We start from the raw sequence: 21,737 nt of genomic DNA, 5'->3' as shown, positions 1-21,737 counted from the left end.
TTGTTCATCGAGGGTAGGCCGGATGTGCGCTTACGGCCGGAAGCGGAACTCCGATTTGGCATAGCCGCTGCTAGGGCGGCGGCTATGCACTATCGACATTCTTGGCTGAGGGCTATCAACCAGATGTCAGGCTTACGCAACCGCGAGCAGCTGCGGCTTCTTCGCTCCAGTCTTCAGCTTGTCCAAGTAGTCAGCCCATGCCTGCATCATCCGACGTCGTTCTGGAAGATGCTCAGCGCGGTTGTAGGCTGCTTTGATTGGATTTCGCTCCGCATGAGCCAATTGCCGCTCAATTGCATCTGAGGTCCAACCCATCTCGTGCAGGAGGGTGGACGCCATGCTCCGGAATCCATGACCTGTCATGTCGTCAGTACCGTAGCCCAGCCTACGCAGTGCCGCGTTGACAGTGTTCTCGCTCATGGGATCCCGCAAACTGCGCACTGAAGGAAAGACGTAACGACTCCTGCTGGTCACCGGGTGAAGCTCACGGAGAACCGCCATGGCCTGCTTTGATAGAGGGACGATGTGTGCAACGCCCATCTTCATCTTCTCTGCCGGGATACACCATTGGCCAGTCTCGAAGTCAATCTCGGACCACTCCGCCTTCCTCAGTTCGCCTGGGCGGGCGAACACCAACGGCGCGAACCTGAGGGCACAGAGGGTAGTGAGCTGTCCCGTATACCCGTCAATCGCCCGCAGTAGCTCTCCAATCTTTGCTGGATCCGTGATCGAGGCATAGTGACGGTTCTTCGCGGTCTTCAAAGCCCCTCGCAGGGCGGCAGTAGGATCCCGATCAAGCCGACCGGTGGCCACTGCGTATCGAAACACCTGGCCGCAGATCTGCCGCAGTCGTTGGGTCGACTCAATCTTGTCCTGGGCTTCAAGCCGGCGCAGAACTGCCAGAACCTCTGCAGTGCTGATGTCCTCGATTGAGCGCTTGCCCAGCCATGGGAATGCGTATGTCTCAAGCATCCACTTGGCCTTGGACCGCGTGCTTTCTGCCAGGTCACCTCTTGTCTCAAGCCACTCAAGGGCCACAGCTCCGAAGCGACCATCTGCGGACAGCTGGGCCTTGAGCTTGCCCAGCTGCTTCTCCTCGGACGGATCCTTGCCGTCTCTCAGCTGCGCGCGCGCGGCGTCGCGCTTGTCACACGCCTCCTTCAGGGTCACCTCTGGGTAGACCCCGATGGAGAGCAACTTCTCCTTGCCCGCATGGCGGTACTTCATTCGCCAGTAGCGATTCCCATTGGGCATGACCTGCAGGTAGAGCCCTGCTCCTGCTGCAAGCTTGTAGGGCTTCTCTTTGCCCTTTGCGTTCCTTGCAGCCATATCCGTCAACGACTTATGGGCCATTGGGGGTACATCCTCCTATCTCTCTTGCTTGATTCCCCATGTACCCCCAATTGCACCCCCAGTCTGGGTGGATGCTCATGGACGGCCGGGGACAAAAAAGCACAAAAAAACCCGCTATTTCAGCGGGTTGATTGTGCACCGTGGACATCCGTGGATGCCAGTGGATCGGAGGATGGTGCCGCTTATCCGAATCGAACGGATGACCTACTGTTTACAAGACAGTTGCTCTACCAACTGAGCTAAAGCGGCATGGGTGCATCACCGGCGGCAGTGCCGCGGTCCGGGGATTCTAGCGCAACCGCGTGCATTCCAGCGACCGGCCCTGTGCCGCGCCGCTGCGCTGCTGGGCCTGGGCCGGCTGCGTGCCCGCCGCCAGCTGCCCTTCCAGCCACCACTGGCCGGCATCGCCGCTGGCCACCAGGCGCGGCTGGAAGCCGGCGGCCTGCACCGCCGCCATGCGCCGCTCGGCGCCTTCGCGGTTACGGTACTGGCCGAGCGCCACGGCGTTGGCGTCCTCGCCCTGGCTGATGATGTAGTAGTCGCTCAGGCCGGCGGCGACGATGCGCTTTACCGTGGCCTGCGCGTCTTCGCGGTTAGCGGCGGCCGGCAACATCACCCGGTAGCGGGCACTGCCGCTGGCGGCGGGCTGTTCGCGCAGACGCACCTGGCTGATCACGTTGCCGGCCTTGCCCTGCGCACTGGTCGCGGCGGCGCGGTCGGCGAACGGACCCAACGCGACGCATCGCGGCGGCTCGGCGGCTGCTGCGGGCGGGGTCGCGGGCTTTTCCGACGCCGGAACGGGTGCGGGCGGCGTCACCGGCTTGGCGGCGGCAGCAACCGGCGCAGCCTCGGCCACCTGCGGCTTGGCGATCTCCGGCTTGGCCGGCGCAACGGGCGCAGGCGTCGAAGCCACAGCCGTCTTCTCGGCCGATTCGCGCTCCACCAGCGGCGCAGTCGGCGCGGCGGCCGTGGCTTCGGCAGCCGCAGCGGCATCCCCACCACCGGGCACCCAGCGCAGCTCGGCCACACCGGCCGGTTGCGGCGGCGGCGCAGGCTTCTGCGGTGCATCGCGCAGCAGCCACCAGCAGGCGACGCCAAGATTGAGGATGGCCAGTACGACGATCAGGGCACGGGTCAGCATGCGCGGATACTAGCCTGCGGGCTGGTGCACCGCCCAGCGGGCGAGACCATCCAGCACCAGCGACGGGTGGTAATCGGCACCGGGCAGCAACGGCATCAGCGCTGGTGCGCCACCGCCATGCACCAGCAGCGAGGGCGCCAGGCCCAGTAGCGCGTTCGCCTGCTGGGCGCTGCGTTCGATCAGCGATACGGCCGCACCATCGCAGCCGGAGGCCAGCGCGTCGACGGTGTCATTGGCGAACTCGCTGTAGTCACCACCGGTAGCCGGCAGCTGCACCGCGCGGGCGTGCAGTGCTTCGCGCATGGTGGTGGGCGATGCGGAAATGCGGCCGCCGTGGTGCTGGCCGTCGGCGTCGAGCAGGTCAATCGTCAGTGCGGTGCCCACGCCAACCACCAGCACCGTGCGCTGCGCCTTGGCGGCGGCCAGCAGCGCCAGGAAGCGATCGACACCGAATTTTTCCGGCTTGGCATAGGCAATGCGCACGCCGGCGCATTCGGCGCTGGTGCGCACGACATGCACGTTTTCGAAGCGGCGCTGCAGCTGGTCCAGCATGGCGCTGGTCAGCGACGGTGCGGCCACGCTGGCGACGAATGCGGTGCGGCCGCTGGGCAGGCTGTGTGGCGGCTGCCCGGCCATGCCTTCGGCGCCATGCGCCCAGGCCTGCACGTCGCCGGCACGGTCACCCTGCAACGGCGCGAACTTGAAGCGCGAGTTGCCCAGGTCGAACAACCAATCGCTCATGCCGCCCTCACGCTGACTTCGCCGGCGTGCAGCAGGCGCTCGCGGCCATCGATGCGCACGCGCAGCGCGCCGTCATCGGCCAGGCCGAGCGCGGTGCCGTGCTGCCACTGCCCGTCCAGTTCCACCCGCACTTCGCGGCCGGCCAGCATGTCGAAAGCGGCGTAGCGCGGCAGGAACGGCGCGAGACCTTCGCGGTCGAATTCTTCCAGCGCCGGCAGCAGGCGCGTCAGCACGGCAGCAACAACCACGTTGCGATCCACCGGCTTGCCGGCCAACGTATCCAGGTCCACCCACGGCTGGGTGATCTGCTCGCCGAACGACGGCGGCATGTGCGTGTTGATGCCGATGCCGATCACGGCGCGTGCCGGGCCGGCGTATTCGCCACCGCCCTCGGCGAGCAGGCCGACCAGCTTGCGGCCGTCGACCAGCAGATCGTTCGGCCACTTCAGCTGCGCCTGGGTGTAGCCCAGGTCGTGCAGGGCTTCGGCCACGGCGATGCCGGCCACCAGGCTCAGCCCGGCCAGACGGCCGAGGCCACCGGAGAACAGGCGCAGCACCGACAAGTAGACGTGGGCAGCCAGCGGTGAGGCCCAGCTGCGGCCCCGGCGGCCGCGGCCACCGGTCTGGCGCTCGGCCAGCAGGACGCAAACGCCGCGCTGGGGCGCGCTGCAACGCAGCAATTCGGCGTTGGTCGAGTCCACCGTCCAAGCCACCTGCAGGTCGTGCAGCAGCGGCAGGACGTCGGCCGGCAGGCCGGCCCGGATCGCGTCCGGGTCCAGCAGGTCCACCGGACGGGTCAGGCCGTAGCCCTCACCGGCACGGCCCTCGACGTCCACGCCAGCGGCCCTAAGTCCTTGAATACGCTTCCAAATGGCCGCCCGGGTCTGGCCCAGCTCACGGGCCAGGGCGTCGCCGGACAGGCGACCGGCAGCGAGTTTGGCCAGCAATTGGCGATCGTCCACGGCAGCTTCCACGAAGTCAGGAAGGAATTATGCGGGAAAGCCGCCAGCGACGCCCGCCACGCTGGGTTCCGCCGGGGCTTCCAACGGGGCGCCGAGTTCGGGCTAGAATCGGGAACTCACCTCCCCTTAACGTGGATGTCGTCAATGCGCCGTTATGCCCATTGCCTGATTCTGCTGATGATGCCCTTCGCGGCGTCTGCCACAGCAGCGCTGGACGACAACCGTGGGGCCTGCGTGTCCTCCAACGGTGATGCCGCCTCACAGCGTGCACCGACCGCCACCGCTTCGGCCGCCACCACCAAGCCGGCACCGGTCCGCCCGGCGGCCAACACCAGCACTGGCGGCGGTGGCAGCGATGACGACGTGCTGCAACGCATCCGCGCACCGAAGTGGCACAGCTACCTGCCGGGAATGTTCCGCTGATCAAGTCGTTGCTGCAGTGGCTGCGGCCTGCGCCGCGGCCGATCGACGATGCACTGTGGGATGAGGCCTGCCGCCGCGCGGCCTTGCTGCACGGCTTGGACGAGGAACGCCGCGCACGCCTGCGCGTGCTGGCCATGCGCTTCCTGCACGAGAAGACCATTACCCCGATCGGCGATCTGCAGCTGCATACCGGCGATGGCGTGCTGCTGGCCGCGCTGTGCTGCCTGCCGCTGCTGGAATTCGGCGAGGTGGGGCTGGAAGGCTGGTCGCAGCTGGTGGTCTACCCCGATGCGTTCCGCGTGCACCGCAGCCATATGGATGCGGCCGGCGTACTGCACGAATGGGACGACGAGCTGATCGGCGAGTCGTGGGACAGCGGTCCGTTGATCCTGTCCTGGGCCGATGTGCAGGCCGAGCTGGCCGCGCCGCACGAGGGCTACTGCGTGGCGGTGCACGAGATGGTGCACAAGCTGGATGCGCTGGATGGTGCAATGGATGGCACGCCGCCGCTGCCGCGCGACTGGCAGCGCGAATGGGCGGGTATTTTCCAGCGCGCCTACGATGCGTTCTGCGTGCAGGTGGACGCGGGCGAGGAAACGCTGATCGACCCGTATGCGGCCGAGGCGCCGGAAGAATTCTTCGCGGTGGCCAGCGAGTACCACTTCTCGGCGCCGGACCTGCTGCAGCAGGCGTTGCCGGCGGTGGCGGAGCAGCTGCGGCGGTTGTATGGCGAGCCGCCGAAGATGGTGGGGTGATTCGCGGGTCCGCCGGGCATGGCCCGGCGGCGTGGATCACGGCCCCGGCGGCAGGCGCACTTCGAAGCGGGCGCCGCCCAGTTCGCTGGAACGGCCGACGGCCAGTTCGCCGCGGTAATCCTTGATCAGGTCCTGCACGATCGACAGGCCGATGCCGTGGCCCTGCACGCGCTCGTCGCCGCGCACGCCACGCTGCAGCACCTTGCCGATGTCGTCCGGGGCAATGCCCGGGCCATCGTCGTCCACGGCCAGCATCAGGCCGGCACGTCGCGCGTTCGGTGCCGGCAGCGGCTGCGCGGTCAGCAGCACGCGGCGGTTGGCCCACTTGAAGGCGTTCTCCAGCAGGTTGCCGAGCAGTTCCTGCAGGTCACCCGGTTCGCCGTGGAAGCGCGCGGCCGGGTCGATGTCGAATTCGCACAGCACACCCTTCGAGGCGTAGACCTTCTCCAGGCCACGCACGATTTCCTCGGCGTTGGATTCGATCGGCAGCGGCGCGGAGAACAGTTTGTGGCCCGACGATGCAGCACGCGCCAGCTGGTACGAAACCAGGTTGTTCATGCGCTGCAGCTGCACGTCCAGCTCCTCGCGCAGGGCGCCATCGCCGGCACCGCTGTCCATCTGCGTGCGCAGCACGGCGATGGGCGTCTTCAGGCTGTGCGCCAGGTCGGCCAGGGTATTGCGCTGGCGCTCGAGGTTCTCGCGCTCGCTTTCAATGAAGGCGTTGATGCTGTCGGTCAGCGGTTCCAGCTCGCGCGGGTGGCGCTCGCTCATGCGCTCGGTCTCGCCGCGCTGCACCTTGGTCAGCTCGGTGATCACGCGGCGCAGCGGGCGCAGGCTCCACTGCAGGATGACGGTCTGCAGCAGCAGCAGGATCAGGCCGATGCCGCCCAGGTAGAACCAGACCCGGCTGCGGAACACGCGCAGCTGCGCGCCCAGCGCGCGCGAGTCTTCCATCACGTAGATGGTGTACGGGAATTCGGTGGCGGGATCGGCGTCGGCGTCCCACACCAGGCCCAGGCCATAGCGGTACACCGAGCCTTGGCTGCCGTCGATCTGGATCATCGGCAGCGGGCCTTCGAACACTTCCTGGCGCGGCGCCAGCAGGCCACCGCCCACGGTGGGCAGCATCGGGCCTTCGGCGGACATCGAATTGCCCTTGCCGTGCGGCATCACCACCTGCAGGTACAGGCCACTGCCCGGAACGTCGAAGCGCGAATCCGGCGGCTGCTCGCGGATGTACAGCGAGCGGTCGCGGGTGAAGTCGATGCCGGCCGCGTAGGCGGTGGCGTAGTTCTTCAGGCGCTCGCGCAGGTTCGCCTTCGCCGTATCGGCGAAGGCGGCGTCGAGCGCGTAACCGGCCAGCGCCAGGAACGCGACCAGGCCCACGGACGCGGCGAACATCTGGCGCGCCTGCAGTGAGCGCGGCCGCCAGCGTCGGAAGAACCACAGACGGCCGGACATCGTGCTATCGCCAGGGTGAGCCGGCTCAGCCCTCGTTGCGCGGGATCGCGAAACGGTAACCGCGGCCGCGCACGGTCTCGATCGGCTTCAGTTCGCCATCCGGGTCCAGCTTCTTGCGCAGGCGGCCAATGAAGACTTCCAGCACGTTCGAGTCGCGGTCGAAGTCCTGCTGGTAGATGTGCTCGGTGAGGTCGGCCTTGGAGACCAGTTCACCGGCATGCATCATCAGGTACTCCAGCACTTTGTACTCGTAGCTGGTGAGGTCGACATTGCTGCCGGCCACGCTGACGGTCTGCGCGGCGAGGTCCAGGGCGACCGGGCCGCATTCCAGGGTCGGCTTGCTCCAGCCGGCGGCGCGGCGCAGCAGCGCGTTGACGCGGGCCAGCAGCTCTTCCACATGGAACGGCTTGACCAGGTAATCGTCGGCGCCCTGCTTCAGGCCCTCGACCTTGTCCTGCCAGCTCGAACGCGCGGTCAGGATCAGCACCGGGAACTTCTTGCCTTCGTCACGCAGGGCCTTGATCAGCTCCATGCCCGACATCTTGGGCAGGCCGAGGTCGATGATGCCGACATCGAACGGAACTTCACGGCCCATGTAGAGGCCTTCCTCGCCGTCCTGCGCAGCATCGACGGCAAAGCCTTCGCGCTTGAGCCGGGCTGCCAGGGTCTCACGCAGCGGGGCTTCGTCTTCGACCAGAAGGATACGCATGAACTCTCCCTAGTGTCCTGGGTGTGGCCCGGAGGCCTGTGGGGTACGGGTTGATAGCGACAACTATCCCTGTTCAGGGGTTATCGCCGCGTAGTGATGACATATCCGACCGCGGCGTGCGCGGCTGTGAACGCGACGGGGCGGGGTCGTCCATGTAGCGGACCCGGCCCCGGTCGTCCATGTACTTCACCCGGTTGATGTCACGACCATCGAATGGCACGCGCTCGGCGCCGAGGATGTGGCCGCCGGTAGTGCGCTGCACACGGCGCACGGCATCGGACAGCGAACGCTCGTCGCCACGGTTGCCGCGCTCGCCCCGCTCCAGCATTTCCGCCCGCCCCTGCTCGCCGCGCGGCGGCTGCTGCGCCAGCGCCGACGACAGCGGCACAGCCGACAGCGCCACGCAGGTGGCCAGGGCAATGCGGCGATGGAAGGGAGCGGAAGACATCGATGCGATCCTAGCCGAGCTCGGCGATTCGTTCAAAAGTCGTAAATCCGGGAACCGGGTTCGGGACCCGGCGCTTTACAATTCCTTTGCAAATTCTTGGTTTGGGGCAGTGAATCCGGTCTGAACTTTTCCGGCCTCAACCCTTCGCTGTTCAGCTAAGTGAACATTCGGGACGAATCGACGTCCCTTGTCAAGCCAGGAATGTGACTCAGGTCACGCTGCGGCACGATCCGCTTCGCGTTCGGTAACCGCGAGCGCCTGCTCGACCAGGGCCCAATCGGCGCCTGGGCGGTGTGCGCCCTCGCTAAGCACCTGGCGGAACGCACGGCCCCCCGGCTGGCCGTGGAACAGGCCGAGCAGATGGCGGGTGATGTGCTTCAGTGCCAGGCCTTCGCCCAGCCGCGCTTCCACATAGGGACGCAGCGCGCGCAGCAGGTCGCCGCGGGCCTGCAGCGGGGCGCCGGTGTGCAGCGCCTCCAGCTGATGCAGCAGGTAAGGGTCGTGGTAGGCCGCGCGGCCCAGCATCACGCCATCGACGTGCGCGGCCTGGGCCTGCACCGCCTCGATGCTGGCCAGGCCGCCGTTGATCACCACCGGCAGCGCCGGGCGCTCCTGCTTCAGGCGGTAGGCCCAGTCGTACTTCAGCGGCGGAACCTCGCGGTTCTCCTTCGGCGACAGGCCCTTCAGCCAGGCATTGCGCGCATGCACCACCACCATCGCCGCACCGGCGGCGACCTGGCGGTCGACGAAGGCGGCGAACACGTCGTAGTCGTTGTCCTCGTCCACGCCCAGGCGGCACTTCACCGTCACCGGGATGTCGACGGCGTCGACCATCGCTGCCACGCACTCGGCCACCAGCACCGGCTCGCGCATCAGGCAGGCGCCAAAACGCCCGGCCTGCACGCGGTCGGAGGGGCAGCCGCAGTTGAGGTTGACCTCGTCGTAGCCCCACTCGGCGGCAATGCGCGCGGCCTGCGCAAGCAAGGCCGGATCGCTGCCGCCCAGCTGCAGCGCCAGGGGCTGTTCGCTGGCATCGAAACCGAGCAGGCGCTCGCGATCGCCGTGGATGACCGCGTTGGCGTGCACCATTTCCGTGTACAGGCGTGCGCCCGGCGCCAGCACGCGATGGAACACGCGGCAATGGCGATCAGTCCAATCCATCATGGGGGCAACGGACAGGCGCAGGGAATCGGCGTAACGGGCGGTGGCGGACGTCATCGGGGCAGTAATCGCGGAGACTGGCATTGCCAGTGAGATCAATAGTTTACACCGGCCGGCTGAATGGCGGCGGGCGACCCGGGGCCGGTGCACCGGCCCTGCGGGGAACGCCGCCGGCCCGCCTTACTGCACGCGCCCCTTCACCTGTTCCTGCTGAGCCTCCTGCGCCTGGGCGTTGAACTGGGTCTCCAGTTCCGCGCTCTGCCGGGTACTGGCCTCCACCGACTGCGAGACCGCCTGCTGGCGATCGACGAAGATGCGCTGCGCCGCCGGATCGCCGGGCGTGCCCTGCAATGCGAACAGGCCGGTGCCATCCGGGCGTGCCACCACATGGTCGATCTGGCGCATGCCCGCCACCTTGCTCTCGTAGGCCAGCTGGCCGGCCGCACGTTCGGCTTCCTGCGGGTTGGCGAACAAGGGGGACAGCCCCGCCTGCACGCGCTGCTGTTCCAACCCCTGCAGCTTCTCCAATGCCTGGGTGAAACGCGGGTTTTCGGCATGCCCGGGGTCGCGCATGCTGGCCGGTGCTGCCGGTGCTGCCGGTTCGGTGCGTGCCGGCGCGCTTGCGGTCTGCGCACCGGCCTTCAGCGCGGCCGGATCTGCCAGGCGGGCCAGGGTGAGACGACCCGCCTTGCCGTCATCGTCCAGGCCGTTGTTGGCCTGGAACTGCTTCAGCGCCGCCAGCGTGTCCTTGCCGAAGATGCCATCGGTGCCCAGCGCGGTGCCGTCGGCAGCGGTATAGCCCAGCGCCGCCAGCTTGCCCTGCAGGGCCTTGACCTCATCGCCGCGCTCACCCTTCACCAGCATGCCGTCGGCCATCGGCGCCTGCTGCGCGCTGCGTGCGGCCTGCGCGGCTTCAGGGCCCTGTGCCTGCACCTTGCCGCCCAGGGTGATGCGGTCGTTGAGAATGTCCCCCAGATAGCGCCGATACTGGTCCGGCTCGACTTCGATGTGCGCATGTATCGCGCCCGGCGAACCCACATCCGACTGCCGCACCAGCGGTGCGCCGTATTCGACGAAATCCCCGGTCTTGTACGGAATGGACCCGCGTGCGCCGTGCAGCACCTGGCCCACCAGCTCGCGACGCGCGTCGCCAACCGGATGACTGTAGATGCTGATGGAATTGGTGCCGTCGTTGTTGAGCTGGACGTAGCCGGCCACCGGGCTGGGAACCATCAGGCTGCGCCCGCCGGACCGATCGGTCAGGATCAGGTCCTTCTGAACCAGCGGAATGCCGTTGCGGTCATCGCGCCTGCGCACCGCCTCCAGCTCGCCCTCGACCTTTTCAGCGGTACGGTCGACCCTGCTGGCGTCGCCTGCACGCACGGCGGCGGCATTGGTGTTGGGGTGGTGGATCTTCAGTTCGCGGAACGCCTCTTCACCGCTGATGCCGTGGCGCAGGGTGCGGTTGCTGCCGCCATTGCCGAAGGGCTCCACCACCGTGATGCGCTCGCCGCCGGGTGCAGCGGCGGCGGCAGGACCGCTGCGGCGCTCGGGCACAGGTGCCGCTGCGGGTGCGGCAGGTGCAGCCGGTGAGGGCGTTGCAGGGCGATGCTGCGCGGCTTCGGCATCGATCGCACGGCGTGTGGATGCGTCGGCCATGCCGGTGGCCGGCAGATGGTGCTGCTGCTGGAACGTGTTGATGGCGTGCTGGCTGCCCGCCCCCAGGTAACCGTCGGGGGTAATCGCCCTGCCCCGCGCATCGGTCAGCCCCAGTGCCGCCATGTCCGCTTGCAGCGCGCGTGCTTCGCGGTCGATCGCGCTCAGTGTGGCCGGCCCGGCCTTGCCATCCACCGGGGTCAGACCATGGTCACGCTGAAAGGCCTCGACGGCCTGGCGGGTAGTGGCATCGAACTGGCGATCGGGATGGATGGCCTGCGCCCCCGTCCCGCCATAGCCCAGCGCGTGCAGGTTGTGCTCCAGCTTTTCCACCGCGCGGCCGCTGGAGCCCTCCTTCAGCACCTGCGGACCACCGCCACCGTGTCCGTGCGCTCGCGCCTGTTGCAGCGCCACCCGGATGTCCGGATCGCTGCCTTCGGTGGCAGGCACGAAATCACGGCGTCCCACCTTCAGGTGCGCCCGGTCCATTTCGGTGGCGTGCTGCGCGTAGGCGTCTTCATACCCGGCAGCGACGTCGGCGGCGGCCAGCCCGGCGTAGAACTTCCTGCTGTGGCGGATCGCGGCGGCCTGGTCGCGCAGGTCCTGGTAATCACCACCGCGCTTGAGCACGGCTTCCAGGTCATCCAGCCGGCCTGGCAGCTGGTTGGCCGTCTTGGCGATCAATGCAATGGCCTCGAAGCGTTTGTCTTCGGCAATGCCGCTGCCATGCTTTTCCAGCATGTTCATGGCGATATGCGTGGCGTTGCGTACCTGCGGGTAGTCGATGTGCGTGTGGATCCACTGCTTGCCTTCCGGCGAGCCGGCCCAGGCATTGATGCTGTCGCGGGTGGGCGCATCGATGAAACGGATGGAGGCCCGTTGCTCCCGTCCATCCCCATGGCTGAGCAGGTCCGCACGCAGATCGGCGCGATCATGGGTGAACGGCAAGCCATGTGCCTTGGCATACGCACTGGCCTGGTCGATCACGGCGTCGACATAGGTCTTCTCGCCCGGCTTCAGCGTGCGGCCCTCTGTCGCGCCCAGCGGCCACGTGCCGCGCTGGCCAAAGTCGACCTGGATGGTGCCCAGCGAATAGCCGCTGTTCTCGGCCACCGCGCCGACGGTGCCCCACTTCGGCTCGTGCAGGCCCTTGGTGATGCCGGCAATGGAAAGATGGTACGACGACCCACCGCCTTCGGTGCCGCGGCCCACGGCAAAGAACACTGCACCGGCGGTGGCATCCAGATTGCGGGTATCGATGTGGGTAGGCATGGCTCAGTTCCTTGTCCTTGGAGATTGACCGGGCGCCGATGGCGCTGGCTCAGCGGGCCAGCACGCGCCCCTGCAGTTCGAAGGCGCGGTTGGCGTACCGGTTGATGCGGCACGACTGCGCATCCAGCATCGCCCCCACGTGGTCGCTGGCAGGCGCGCAGCGCTTGTCGGTGTCTTCAACCCAGTTGGCCTGCTCGTCCATCCAGCGGTCCTTGGCCGGACTGTCCGGGCTCGCCATCAGACGCGCTACCTGCGCCTCCAGCTGTTGCTTGTGATAGGCGAACTCGGCGGCGTCGCAGGCTTCAAGCTGGTCGTCCATGCCACGGGCGTCCTGCACGCAGCGGGTGTATTCATCGCGCAACGGCGCCTTCGCATGCGAGGTGTCCGGCGGAGCGCTCTGTGCCAGCAACGCGTCGGCACGATTGGCCACGCGGAACAGGCGGCATTCCTGCGCCTTCTGCAGCGCATCCACGCCGGCATCGGCCGGTGCCACGCAATGATGGTCGGTGTCGCTGCGCCAGGCCGCCTCGCTGGCGCGGAAGGTAGATATGGCCGCCGCGTCGAGTCCGGCCACGGCCTTGGTGGTGGCCTCCTGCAGGCGCGCCTGCTGGTAGGCCAGTTCATCCTTGCCGCAGGCCTGCAACGTGCCTGCGTCCTCCACGCCATCCACGCACCAGCCGTAAGCGGGGCGCAGCCGGCCCTCGCTGTAGGAGCTGTCGGGGTAGGCGGAGGGCGCGTTGCCTGCCGGCGCCAGCGCGGCCGGCGCTGACGCAGCAGCGGCGGATTCGGTCGATGCGGTGGAAGAAGGGGGCTGGCAGGCGGCCAGTACCGCACACAGACCCAGCGCCGCCCAATGCCGGCGGCCGGCGATCTTCGTTACCTTGCCCTTGCGGGGTGCCATTGCTTCACTCACGTGCGTCTCCCTGGCGTGCAGCCGGCGAGTGCCGACCCAGGCGGGGCCGTCCATCGGTCCCCATCACGCGAGCCATCCTAAGGCAGCCTTCTGCCCCGGTACCTGACTGGATTCATCTTGTGCTGATGCGGCGGCTGACGTCCTGGCTATAGGGCAACCGGTCACATTTGTCGTGAATCGTTGACGACGACGAAATACGGGCGCCGCTATAGTCCAGCGCTCGCAATGGATTGGACGTGTGGAGCAGATGATGCAGCACAAGCGTTTGAGCAGGATCCTGGCCACCGCGCTGGCCGTCACCGCCCTTGCCATCGGCACGGCAACCGCAGCACCGGCGGCCGGCGGGCTGAGCCCGACCTTTACTGCCTGCCGTGACAAAGCCCAGGGTGCAATCGAGCAGGCCGCCTGCCTGACCTCGGAAAGTGCCCGCCAGGACCAGCGCCTGAACCAGGCCTACCGCCAGCTGCAGGCCAGGCTGAGTGGCGCGAAGAAGACCAAGCTGGTCAATGCCCAGCGCGCGTGGCTGCAGTCGCGCAGCCGCGATGGTGAACTGGATACCGCGCTGTACGACGATTCGCAGCCCGGCAACCTGCAGGGCGAGTTGAACGATGTGATGCGCCTGAGCGCGCGTGCCGACCAGCTGCAGAAGTATCTCCAGCTGCTGGACTGACCCCTGAGGGGCAGACCCTCTGACTGCACAAGGATGTAAGACATGCCAACCAACATCGATACCCACGATCTCGATGCCACCTCCGGCGCGGTGTACTTCGCCGTCGGTCGCGGCACCGAAGGTGGCCCTGCCTCCTACCACCTGGCCATCGCCGGCATCACCCAGGGCGTGACCGAGCCGCACTGGGGTACGGTGAACAAGGTCGCGCAGAACAGCGGTTACAGCCTGGGCGCGATCCAGGTCGATTTCGGCCAGCGTGGAGAGTGGGCGCTGGGCGCCATCGACGGCCGCGCCCTGAAACCAGGCGAGACGACCTATGTCGACGCCGTGATCGAGCAGGCCAGCAGCTATGCCAAGGCACACAACCTGCCCTTCCCCCAGGACCACGCCGACCTGCGCCGCGACCTGCTCAGCCACGGCAATGGCCTTAGCGGGCGCAGCTCGATCCGGTTCATCGATACCGATACGCGCGACAGCATCAACGCCTGGGCCGGTTCGGCCGAAGGCAAGCAGTGGATCCACGCCAACATCGACTACCCGCAGGTGCGCAACGCCACCCGGATCGGCATGGCGATGGTGGATACGCACGGCAGCAACATCGCCGAGGAAAACCGCTTCGAAGCGATCAGCCTGATCGCCAAGACCGCCAACCAGTTGCCCAGCCAGCTGCCCAAGCTGCAGAAGGTGCTGGAAGAAGGTGGTGACTACGAAGCACTGCGCGCGAAGGCCGGGCAGATCCGAGAGACCTACCAGTACTTCGATGCGCCCAAGGCCGGCGATATCGCCGTGCGCTACGAGGACGCGTATGCCAACAACAAGGACGCAATGGATCGCGCCCATGCCAAGGTCAGCAGCCGCGACTACTCGCCCGCCGGGGAGCGCAACGACGCCGATATCCAGGTGGCGTTGGGCCAGATAGGCGCACCGCGCCAGCAGGCCGGTTCGCAGACGTTGAAGGAAGGGTCCAGCGGCCGTGACGTGCTGAAGCTGGAAAGCAACCTGGTCACGCTGGGCTATGCCAGTGCTGACGGCCAGCAGACGCTGAATCCGGACCGGCGCTTCGATGCCACCACCCGCAAGGCGGTGGAAGACTTCCAGCGCGCGCACAATCTCGACCCGGTGGACGGCAAGGCCGGCCCCGCCACGCTGGCCGCCATCGACCGCGACGCGCGCGAACTGCAGGGCAACCTGGCCGCGCTGGGGCTGACCGATGCCAAGGGCCAGCCCATCGGCAGCGACGGCTATCTGGGCGGCGGCAGCCGCCACGCGATCAACACCTTCCAGCAGCAGCATGGCCTGCCTGCGACTGGCATCGCCGATGCGGAAACCCGCCAGGCGCTGGCCAATGAAGTGCAGCAGCGTGCGCAGGAACAGGGCAACACCCCGGAACAGCAGGCGGCGGCCGAGCCGGCGCGCGAGACGGTGTACCCGATGTCCGACCCGCGCAGCCCGCAGAACTGGCTGTACACCGAGACCCTGGTGCAGGTGAAGTTCGCCGAGGAAGCGCGTGGCCTGCCCTCCGGCGAGCACAGCGAGAAGCTGGCCGCTGCGCTTACCGTGGAAGCTGCGCGTGCCGGCCTGTACCGGGTGGATCGCGTTGAGCTGAACCAGGACGGCTCGATGGCGCGCGCGGTGCAGGCCAATGCACTGCACGACGAAAGCGCGTTGAACCGCAATAGCGCGCCGGTATCGACCGCTGACGCGATGCGCCAGAGCGTGCAGGAGAACAGCGAGCGGGCCCTGCAGGTGAGCGATCAGCAGCGCGAGCAGCAGAAGATCGACCAGCAGACCCAGCAGCACGGGCCGCGGGCCATGATGGCGTGAGTGCAGGCCAACGGGCATGCGATTGCCTTCTCGGCGCTTGGGTTGCACCTCATCGTGCAGGCCGGCAGGGCCTGACCGAGACCGCTTCATTCGCCCGGCGTGGCCCGGCGCTACCTGGCCACGTGGCCGCTTCAGTGCACGCTATCCGCGCCACCCACCTGCTCGACGAGCGTCTGGCTGGCCGCATTGAGTTCCACCACCGTCACCTCGGCACCGTGTGCGGCCAGCTTTTCCTGCGCCCGCTCCAGCGCGGCCACGGCAGTCAGATCCCATAGGTCGGCATCGCGCAGACCGATCTGCACCTTCGGCGCGCCACGTGCGGGTAGTCGAACGCCGCACCCACGAGCCATTGCTGGCGCAGGGGGTAGGGCGTTTGCATGGGAAAACTCCGCGCGCAGGCGGGCGTGGCCGCATGGCGCTGTCGATCGGGAGCGGTCACTCACGCGCAGTCGACTGACAGTCGACTCTACCGGCGGACGCCGGCACGTGGGAGGGGCGCAGTCCACGGGAAGCGGCTGCACGAGAGTAGCGCGGCCGGCCGCGAAAGGCCGCGGGGCATGGCTCCGCTCTACAATAGGGGCATGGCTACCGATCGCCCGCAGTTCTTCGACCCCGCCACCGAACAGGGCGTGCTGCGCCTGTCGATTGCCGCCTCGCTGCTGCTGGCCGCTGCGGCCGTGGTGTTCGGTCTGCTGGCCAATTCCTCGCTGATCATCTTCGACGGCATCTACGGCCTGATCGACGTGGTGATGACCTGGCTGTCACTGCTGGTGGCACGGCTGATCGCGCTGTCCACGCAGACCGATGCACTGCAATCGCGGCTCAACCAGCGCTTCACCATGGGCTTCTGGCACCTGGAGCCGATCGTGCTGGGGGTCAGCGGCACGCTGATGATCGGTGCGGCACTGTATGCCCTGGTCAATGCGGTGGATGCACTGATGTCAGGGGGCCGCCACATTGCGCTGGGCCCGGCCATCGCCTTTGCCGGGCTGTCGATCGTAGGCGAAGGCGCACTGGCGTGGTTCATCCTGCGCGCCAACCGCCGCATCGGTTCGGAATTCATCGCGCTGGATGCGAAGAACTGGGTGATCGCAGCCAGCATGTCGGCCTGCTACCTGCTGGCATTCCTCGGCGGTGTGCTGGTGCAGGGCACGTCGTGGGCCTGGGTCGGGCCGTACATCGACCCGGCCATCCTCGCCTTCGTCTGCGTGCTGGTGATGATCGCCCCACTCGGCACCGTGCGCCGGGCGCTGGCCGGCATCCTGCTGGTGACCCCGCCGGAGCTGCAGGCGCATGTGGATGCGGTGGCGCGCGACATCGTCGCCAGGCATGGCTTCGTCGAACACCGCAGCTACGTGGCGCAGGTGGGGCGTGGCGAGCAGATCGAGCTGTTCTTCGTGGTGCGCGAGGACGACCCGCCGCGGCCGCTGGTGGAATGGGACCAGCTGCGTGATGAGATCGGCGATGCGCTGGGCGAGGCCTCGCCGGACCGCTGGCTGACGATCATGTTTACCACCGACCGCGAATGGACGATCTAGGCTGACAGGACGATCGATCAAGTTTTTCGTACGCAGTGCAACCCAACGTACGCGGAAACCGGGCAAAGTAGGCTCCAACGCAACACCCACCCACTGACCAGGAGCATCCCGATGTCCATCGAAAAGGTTCTGTACACCGCCCAGGCCACCTCCACCGGCGGCCGTGAAGGCCGTTCCGTGTCCTCCGACAACGTGCTGGACATCCAGCTGTCGACCCCGCGCGAGCTGGGCGGCGCTGGCGGTCCGGGCACCAACCCGGAGCAGCTGTTCGCCGCGGGCTACTCGGCCTGCTTCCTGGGCGCGCTGAAGTTCGTGGCCGGCCAGGCCAAGGTCGCGCTGCCGGCCGACACCACCGTCACCGGCAAGGTTGGCATCGGCCAGATCCCGACCGGTTTCGGCATTGAAGCCGAGCTGACCATCAACGTGCCGGGCGTGCCGCGCGAGCAGGTGGAGGAACTGGTGCAGAAGGCTCACATCGTCTGCCCGTACTCCAACGCCACCCGCGGCAACATCGACGTGACGCTGATCGTCGCCTGATGCGTTGATGCCGGCCAGCGGCCGGCACTACCCGCGTGCAGGGCAAAAAAATGGGCGGATGCCGATCGAAACCGGGCATCCGCCCATCCCACCTTCGTTGTCCCGCATGGGGGCATGAGGTTGCCGGCCAGCAGCCGGCACTACCAGGTCACTTCTCGCTCGTAATGAGCTGCACGACGCTGGAGAAATCCAGCTTGCCGCGGCCGGCCTGGTGGTTCATCGAGTACAGGTTGCGGGCCACTTCGCCCAGTGGGATCGAGGCGCCGACACTCATCGCCGCTTCCACCGCCAGGCCCATGTCCTTGAGCATCAGGTCGCTGCCGAAGCCGCCGCTGTAGCCGCGCGACGCCGGCGCGTTTTCCAGCACGCCCGGCCACGGGTTGCACACCTCGGTCGCCCAGCTGCGGCCGGTGCTGACCGCCATCATCTGCGACAGCACCTTCGGGTCCAGCCCGTGCGCCACGCCCAGCGCGATGGCTTCACCAGTCACCGCCATGATCACGCCCAGCGCCATGTTGTTGCACAGCTTGGCAACCTGGCCGGCACCACTGGCGCCGACGTGGAAGATGTTCTTCCCCATCGCCTGCAGCACCGGGCGCGCGCGTTCCAGCGCGTCCTCTTCGCCACCGACGATAAAGGTCAGGGTACCGGCCTGGGCACCGGCGGTACCGCCGGACACCGGTGCGTCGAGCATCTGCAGTTCACGCGCGGCGGCGGCTTCAGAAACCTTGCGCGCGCTGGCCGGGGCAATGGTGCTGCAGTCGATGACCAGTGCACCGGCCGGAATCGCGGCGAGGATGCCGTCGTCGCCCAGGTACACGCCTTCGACGTGGCGGCTGGCCGGCAGCATCGAGATCACCACTTCGGCGTCGGCCAGGGTGTCGCGTGCCGACGACGCAGCGCTGGCACCGGCATCGACGGCAGCCTGCACCGCGGCCGGCACCAGGTCGAACACGCGCACGGTGTGGCCGTTCTTGACCAGATTGGCGGCCATCGGGCCACCCATGTTGCCCAACCCAATGAATGCAATGCGGCTCATGCCAGGCTCCTTTCAGCGACGGGGGTGCCCAGGTCGGCCAGCGGATGCGCAGCATCGGCCCAGGGCGAAGCGAAGAACGTATCGGCCCACGCGGTGGTGGCCTCGGCCAGGCGGGCCGGGTTCCACTGCGGGTTGCGGTCCTTGTCGATCAGCAGCGCGCGGATGCCTTCGGCGAAATCGCCGTGGGCGGCGCAGTGCAGCGCAGTGATGTACTCCAGACGATAGACACTGGCCAGATCCTGGCCAGCGCTGCGGCGCTGCAGCTCGAACGCCAGACGTGCCGAGCCGGGCGCGCCGGCGGCAAGGGTCTTCTGTGCCGCCTGCAGCCAGGTATCGTCGGTCTGCAGCGCGCTGATGCGGTTGATGATCGCGGGCAGGTCATCGCCTTCGCACAGCGCATCCACCTGCGCAGCATGGGCCAGCAGCGGGCCGGTGGCTGCATCGCTGGCGTGCGACTGCAGCAGCTGGCTCAGGCGTTCGTGGTTGTGCGTGGCATCGGCGGACCAGGCCACCTGCAGCAGCGCATCGAACACCGCGCTGCGGCGTTCTTCGGCAACGTGCACGTCGGCCAGGCCGGCGTAGATGGCATCACCGGGGTTCAGCAGCGCGCCGGTCAGGGCCAGGAAAAGGCCGCCCTTGCCCGGCACGCGCGGCAGCAGCCAGCTCCCGCCGACATCGGGGAACAGGCCGACGGTGATTTCCGGGAAGGCCAGCTTGGAACGCTCGCTGACCACGCGGTGGCTGGCGCCGGACATCAGCCCGATGCCGCCGCCCATCACGATGCCGTGGCCCCAGCACAGGATCGGCTTGGCGTAGGTGTGGATGAGGTAATCGACGCGGTACTCCACGTCGAAGAATTCAGCGGCGTAGTCGTTTTCGCGGATATCGCTGCGGCCTTCTTCGCGGAAGGCGACCATGGCCTTGTACAGGCTGTGCAGGTCACCGCCAGCGCAGAACGCTTTTTCCCCGGCCCCCTGCAGCACCACCATGGCGATGCCGTTGTCATCGGCCCAGTCATTCAGCTGCTTCAGCAGCAGGTGCGCCATCGGCAGCGAGAACCCATTGAGCGTGCGCGGCGCGTTGAGCGTGGCGATGCCGATGCGCGTGCCGTTGCCGGCCACGCGCTCTTCGAACAGCACCGGTGCTTCATCGGCAACGGTGTCGGTGCTCATGCGTTCTTCCACTGCGCGGCGCGCTTTTCCAGGAAGGCGGTCACGCCCTCGACCTGGTCGGCGGTGTCGAACAGATCGACGAAGGCTTCGCGCTCGGCCACCAGCGCCGCGGCGTGGCTGCCGGTGCGGGTGGACTGCACCAGGGTCTTGCAGGCGGCGATGCTGGTCGGGCTCTGCTTGCCGGCCTTCTTCGCCCATTCCAGCGCCAGCGCCTTGGCTTCGCCCTTGCCGACCTTTTCTTCGGCCAGGCCAATGCGCACGGCGGTTTCAGCGTTGATGCGCTCGCCCAGCAGGATCATGCGCTTGGCCCAGCCCTCGCCGACCAGGCGCGGCAGGTTCTGGGTGCCACCGGCGCACGGCAGCAGGCCGACGGTGGCCTCCGGCAGCGCGACCTGGGCGTGGTCTTCGATGATGCGCAGGTCGCAGGCCAGCGCGCATTCCAGGCCACCGCCCATGGCGTAGCCGTTGATCGCGGCGATCGACACGCCACGGAACCCGGACAGCGCTTCGAAGGCTTCGCCGAAGCGGCGCGCGGCCTCGCGTGCGGCGGCCTTGTCGCCTGAAGCGAACTGGTTGAGGTCGGCACCGGCGGAGAAGAACTTCTCGCCGTCACCGGTGATCACCAGTGCGTAGATGTCACGGTCTGCGTTGAGCGCGCCGACCAGGTCGCGCAGCGCCGACAGGCTGTGAACGGTCCAGGTGTGCGCCGGCGGGTTGTTCAGGGTGACCACGGCGGTGTGGCCGTCAGCCTCCACCTTCAGGCCCACGTGCTCCTGGGTACGCCAATCCTTCATCGCAGTTCCTCTTCGGTGTTGAGCAGGTGACGGGCAACGATCACCCGCATGATCTCGTTGGTGCCTTCCAGGATCTGGTGCACGCGGCAGTCACGCAGCAGGCGCTCGATCGGGTATTCGCGGATGTAGCCGTAGCCACCGTGGATCTGCAGCGCTTCATTGCAGACGTTGAAACCCGCATCGGTGGCAAAACGCTTGGCCATCGCGCACCACACATTGGCGTCGTTGGCACCGGCATCGAGCTTGCGCGCGGCGGTGTGTACCATCTGCCGCGCGGCCACCAGCTGCGTGACCATGTCGGCCAGCTTGAACTGCAGTGCCTGGAACTCGGCCAGCGCCTTGCCGAACTGGCGGCGCTCGCCCATGTAGCGGCGCGCGGCATCCAGTGCGCCCTGCGCAGCACCCAGCGAGCAGGCGGCGATGTTGATGCGGCCACCATCCAGCCCCTTCATCGCCAGCTTGAATCCACCGCCTTCCTCTCCCAGAAGGTGGCTGACCGGCACGCGGACGTTTTCGAAGGTGATGCCCCGGGTGGGCTGGCTGTTCCAGCCCATCTTCTCTTCCTTGCGGCCGAAGCTGATGCCGGGCAGGTCCGACGGCACGGCAATGGCGCTGACGCCGCCGGCACCGGCACCGCCGGTACGCGCCATCACCACCAGCAGCTCGGTGGCACCGGCGCCGGAAATGAAGGCCTTGGAGCCGTTCAGTACATAGAAGTCACCGTCGCGCACGGCGGTCGTCTTCAGCGAGGCCGCATCGGAACCGGCGCCCGGCTCGGTCAGGCAGTACGAGGCCAGCTTGCTGCCCGAGGACAGATCAGTGCCCCACGCATCGCGCAGTTCGGTCTGGCCCCACGTGGACACCATCCACGAGGCCATGTTGTGGATGCTGATATACGCCGCAGTCGACGGATCGACGTTGGCGAGCTCCTCGATGACGACGGCGGCGTCCAGTCGGCTCAGGCCGCTGCCGCCCACTTCCGGGTCCATGTACAGACCGCAGAAGCCCAGTTCACCAGCCTTGGCGATCGCCTCGCGCGGAAAGATGCCCTCCGCATCCCATCGCGCGGCGTGCGGCGCCAGTTCAGCCTGTGCGAAGTCGCGCGCAGCCTCGCGGTACGCCTGCTGCGCTTCTTCCAGTTCCGTCGTCATCGAGTGGCTCATGGCTG

The 21,737-nt window shown here is 67.4% G+C and carries 21 protein-coding genes and 1 tRNA gene; 6 read left to right on the top strand and 16 right to left on the bottom strand.

Annotated elements, in window-relative coordinates:
- Window positions 1-132: 132 nt before the first annotated feature.
- The 5 genes from AC5P8Z_RS17475 to birA all read right to left on the bottom strand — a co-directional run bounded on the left by AC5P8Z_RS17475 (window position 133) and on the right by birA (window position 4,197).
- Complete coding sequence (locus tag AC5P8Z_RS17475; RefSeq protein ID WP_495229617.1) at window positions 133-1,353, bottom strand: tyrosine-type recombinase/integrase; 1,221 nt, start codon at window positions 1,351-1,353, stop codon at window positions 133-135.
- A gap of 173 nt (window positions 1,354-1,526) precedes the next feature.
- Window positions 1,527-1,602: transfer RNA gene (locus tag AC5P8Z_RS17470), tRNA-Thr, on the bottom strand.
- Window positions 1,603-1,642: 40 nt separating this feature from the next.
- Window positions 1,643-2,494 (bottom strand): SPOR domain-containing protein, encoded by an 852-nt coding sequence (locus AC5P8Z_RS17465; RefSeq protein WP_286070650.1) that lies wholly within the window; start codon window positions 2,492-2,494, stop codon window positions 1,643-1,645.
- 9 nt (window positions 2,495-2,503) lie between these two features.
- Window positions 2,504-3,235: a type III pantothenate kinase gene (locus tag AC5P8Z_RS17460; RefSeq protein ID WP_495229616.1), complete on the bottom strand. Its 732-nt coding sequence runs from the start codon at window positions 3,233-3,235 to the stop codon at window positions 2,504-2,506.
- Complete coding sequence (gene birA / locus AC5P8Z_RS17455) at window positions 3,232-4,197, bottom strand: bifunctional biotin--[acetyl-CoA-carboxylase] ligase/biotin operon repressor BirA (RefSeq protein WP_495229615.1); 966 nt, start codon at window positions 4,195-4,197, stop codon at window positions 3,232-3,234. The genes AC5P8Z_RS17460 and birA overlap by 4 nt, the downstream gene beginning before the upstream one ends.
- 144 nt (window positions 4,198-4,341) lie before the next feature.
- Between birA and AC5P8Z_RS17450 the strand changes: the two genes are divergently transcribed.
- Window positions 4,342-4,620: a hypothetical protein gene (locus AC5P8Z_RS17450; protein WP_495229614.1), complete on the top strand. Its 279-nt coding sequence runs from the start codon at window positions 4,342-4,344 to the stop codon at window positions 4,618-4,620.
- A complete protein-coding gene (locus tag AC5P8Z_RS17445; RefSeq protein WP_495229613.1) occupies window positions 4,587-5,375 on the top strand; it encodes a M90 family metallopeptidase in 789 nt (262 codons plus the stop codon). Before AC5P8Z_RS17450 ends, AC5P8Z_RS17445 begins: the two co-directional genes overlap by 34 nt.
- A gap of 36 nt (window positions 5,376-5,411) precedes the next feature.
- Here the strand turns inward: AC5P8Z_RS17445 and AC5P8Z_RS17440 are convergent, their stop codons facing one another.
- The 6 genes from AC5P8Z_RS17440 to AC5P8Z_RS17415 form a co-directional block, all read right to left on the bottom strand.
- Window positions 5,412-6,836: an ATP-binding protein gene (locus AC5P8Z_RS17440; protein WP_286070645.1), complete on the bottom strand. Its 1,425-nt coding sequence runs from the start codon at window positions 6,834-6,836 to the stop codon at window positions 5,412-5,414.
- 25 nt (window positions 6,837-6,861) lie between these two features.
- Window positions 6,862-7,545, bottom strand: a complete 684-nt coding sequence (locus AC5P8Z_RS17435) for a response regulator transcription factor (protein WP_004136763.1) — start codon at window positions 7,543-7,545, stop codon at window positions 6,862-6,864.
- 73 nt (window positions 7,546-7,618) lie between these two features.
- Window positions 7,619-7,993 (bottom strand): hypothetical protein, encoded by a 375-nt coding sequence (locus AC5P8Z_RS17430; RefSeq protein WP_286070644.1) that lies wholly within the window; start codon window positions 7,991-7,993, stop codon window positions 7,619-7,621.
- Window positions 7,994-8,206: 213 nt separating this feature from the next.
- The gene (gene dusA, locus AC5P8Z_RS17425; RefSeq protein WP_286070643.1) at window positions 8,207-9,238 is read right to left on the bottom strand and encodes a tRNA dihydrouridine(20/20a) synthase DusA; all 1,032 of its coding nucleotides are present in this window, start codon (window positions 9,236-9,238) and stop codon (window positions 8,207-8,209) included.
- A 96-nt stretch (window positions 9,239-9,334) separates the two neighbouring features.
- Window positions 9,335-12,082: a peptidoglycan-binding protein gene (locus tag AC5P8Z_RS17420; protein WP_495229612.1), complete on the bottom strand. Its 2,748-nt coding sequence runs from the start codon at window positions 12,080-12,082 to the stop codon at window positions 9,335-9,337.
- A 49-nt stretch (window positions 12,083-12,131) separates the two neighbouring features.
- Entirely contained in the window at window positions 12,132-12,995 is an 864-nt protein-coding gene (locus AC5P8Z_RS17415) for a lysozyme inhibitor LprI family protein (protein WP_495229611.1), read from the bottom strand.
- Between the two features lie 250 nt (window positions 12,996-13,245).
- On the opposite strand from AC5P8Z_RS17415, the gene AC5P8Z_RS17410 reads away from it, so the two are divergent.
- Complete coding sequence (locus AC5P8Z_RS17410; protein ID WP_286070640.1) at window positions 13,246-13,665, top strand: lysozyme inhibitor LprI family protein; 420 nt, start codon at window positions 13,246-13,248, stop codon at window positions 13,663-13,665.
- 42 nt (window positions 13,666-13,707) lie between these two features.
- A complete protein-coding gene (locus AC5P8Z_RS17405; RefSeq protein ID WP_286070639.1) occupies window positions 13,708-15,489 on the top strand; it encodes a peptidoglycan-binding domain-containing protein in 1,782 nt (593 codons plus the stop codon).
- A gap of 131 nt (window positions 15,490-15,620) precedes the next feature.
- On the opposite strand, the gene AC5P8Z_RS17400 is transcribed toward AC5P8Z_RS17405, so the two are convergent.
- The gene (locus AC5P8Z_RS17400) at window positions 15,621-15,791 is read right to left on the bottom strand and encodes a hypothetical protein (RefSeq protein WP_495229610.1); all 171 of its coding nucleotides are present in this window, start codon (window positions 15,789-15,791) and stop codon (window positions 15,621-15,623) included.
- A 255-nt stretch (window positions 15,792-16,046) separates the two neighbouring features.
- Here AC5P8Z_RS17400 and AC5P8Z_RS17395 point away from each other — a divergent pair, with 255 nt between their 5' ends.
- Both AC5P8Z_RS17395 and AC5P8Z_RS17390 read left to right on the top strand, forming a co-directional pair.
- Entirely contained in the window at window positions 16,047-17,027 is a 981-nt protein-coding gene (locus AC5P8Z_RS17395; protein WP_286070638.1) for a cation diffusion facilitator family transporter, read from the top strand.
- A gap of 111 nt (window positions 17,028-17,138) precedes the next feature.
- On the top strand, window positions 17,139-17,564 hold the full coding sequence (locus tag AC5P8Z_RS17390) for an organic hydroperoxide resistance protein (protein ID WP_004153735.1): 426 nt from the start codon (window positions 17,139-17,141) through the stop codon (window positions 17,562-17,564).
- Window positions 17,565-17,712: 148 nt separating this feature from the next.
- Here the strand turns inward: AC5P8Z_RS17390 and mmsB are convergent, their stop codons facing one another.
- From mmsB to AC5P8Z_RS17370, 4 genes are read right to left on the bottom strand one after another with little or no spacing between them, the layout of a single operon-like run.
- Window positions 17,713-18,603 carry a 3-hydroxyisobutyrate dehydrogenase gene (gene mmsB / locus AC5P8Z_RS17385; RefSeq protein ID WP_495229609.1) on the bottom strand — a complete coding sequence of 297 codons (891 nt, stop codon included), beginning with the start codon at window positions 18,601-18,603 and terminating at the stop codon, window positions 17,713-17,715.
- Window positions 18,600-19,775, bottom strand: a complete 1,176-nt coding sequence (locus AC5P8Z_RS17380; protein WP_495229608.1) for an enoyl-CoA hydratase/isomerase family protein — start codon at window positions 19,773-19,775, stop codon at window positions 18,600-18,602. Before AC5P8Z_RS17380 ends, mmsB begins: the two co-directional genes overlap by 4 nt.
- A complete protein-coding gene (locus AC5P8Z_RS17375; RefSeq protein WP_495229607.1) occupies window positions 19,772-20,569 on the bottom strand; it encodes an enoyl-CoA hydratase in 798 nt (265 codons plus the stop codon). Before AC5P8Z_RS17375 ends, AC5P8Z_RS17380 begins: the two co-directional genes overlap by 4 nt.
- Window positions 20,566-21,732 (bottom strand): acyl-CoA dehydrogenase family protein, encoded by a 1,167-nt coding sequence (locus AC5P8Z_RS17370; protein ID WP_495229606.1) that lies wholly within the window; start codon window positions 21,730-21,732, stop codon window positions 20,566-20,568. Before AC5P8Z_RS17370 ends, AC5P8Z_RS17375 begins: the two co-directional genes overlap by 4 nt.
- Between the last annotated feature and the right edge of the window lie 5 nt (window positions 21,733-21,737).

The sequence above is a fragment of the Stenotrophomonas sp. YJH_SMC_17 genome (assembly GCF_059371655.1).
The sequence above is the reverse complement of the archived record's forward strand: the minus strand, read 5'-3'. Positions and strand labels throughout refer to the sequence as shown.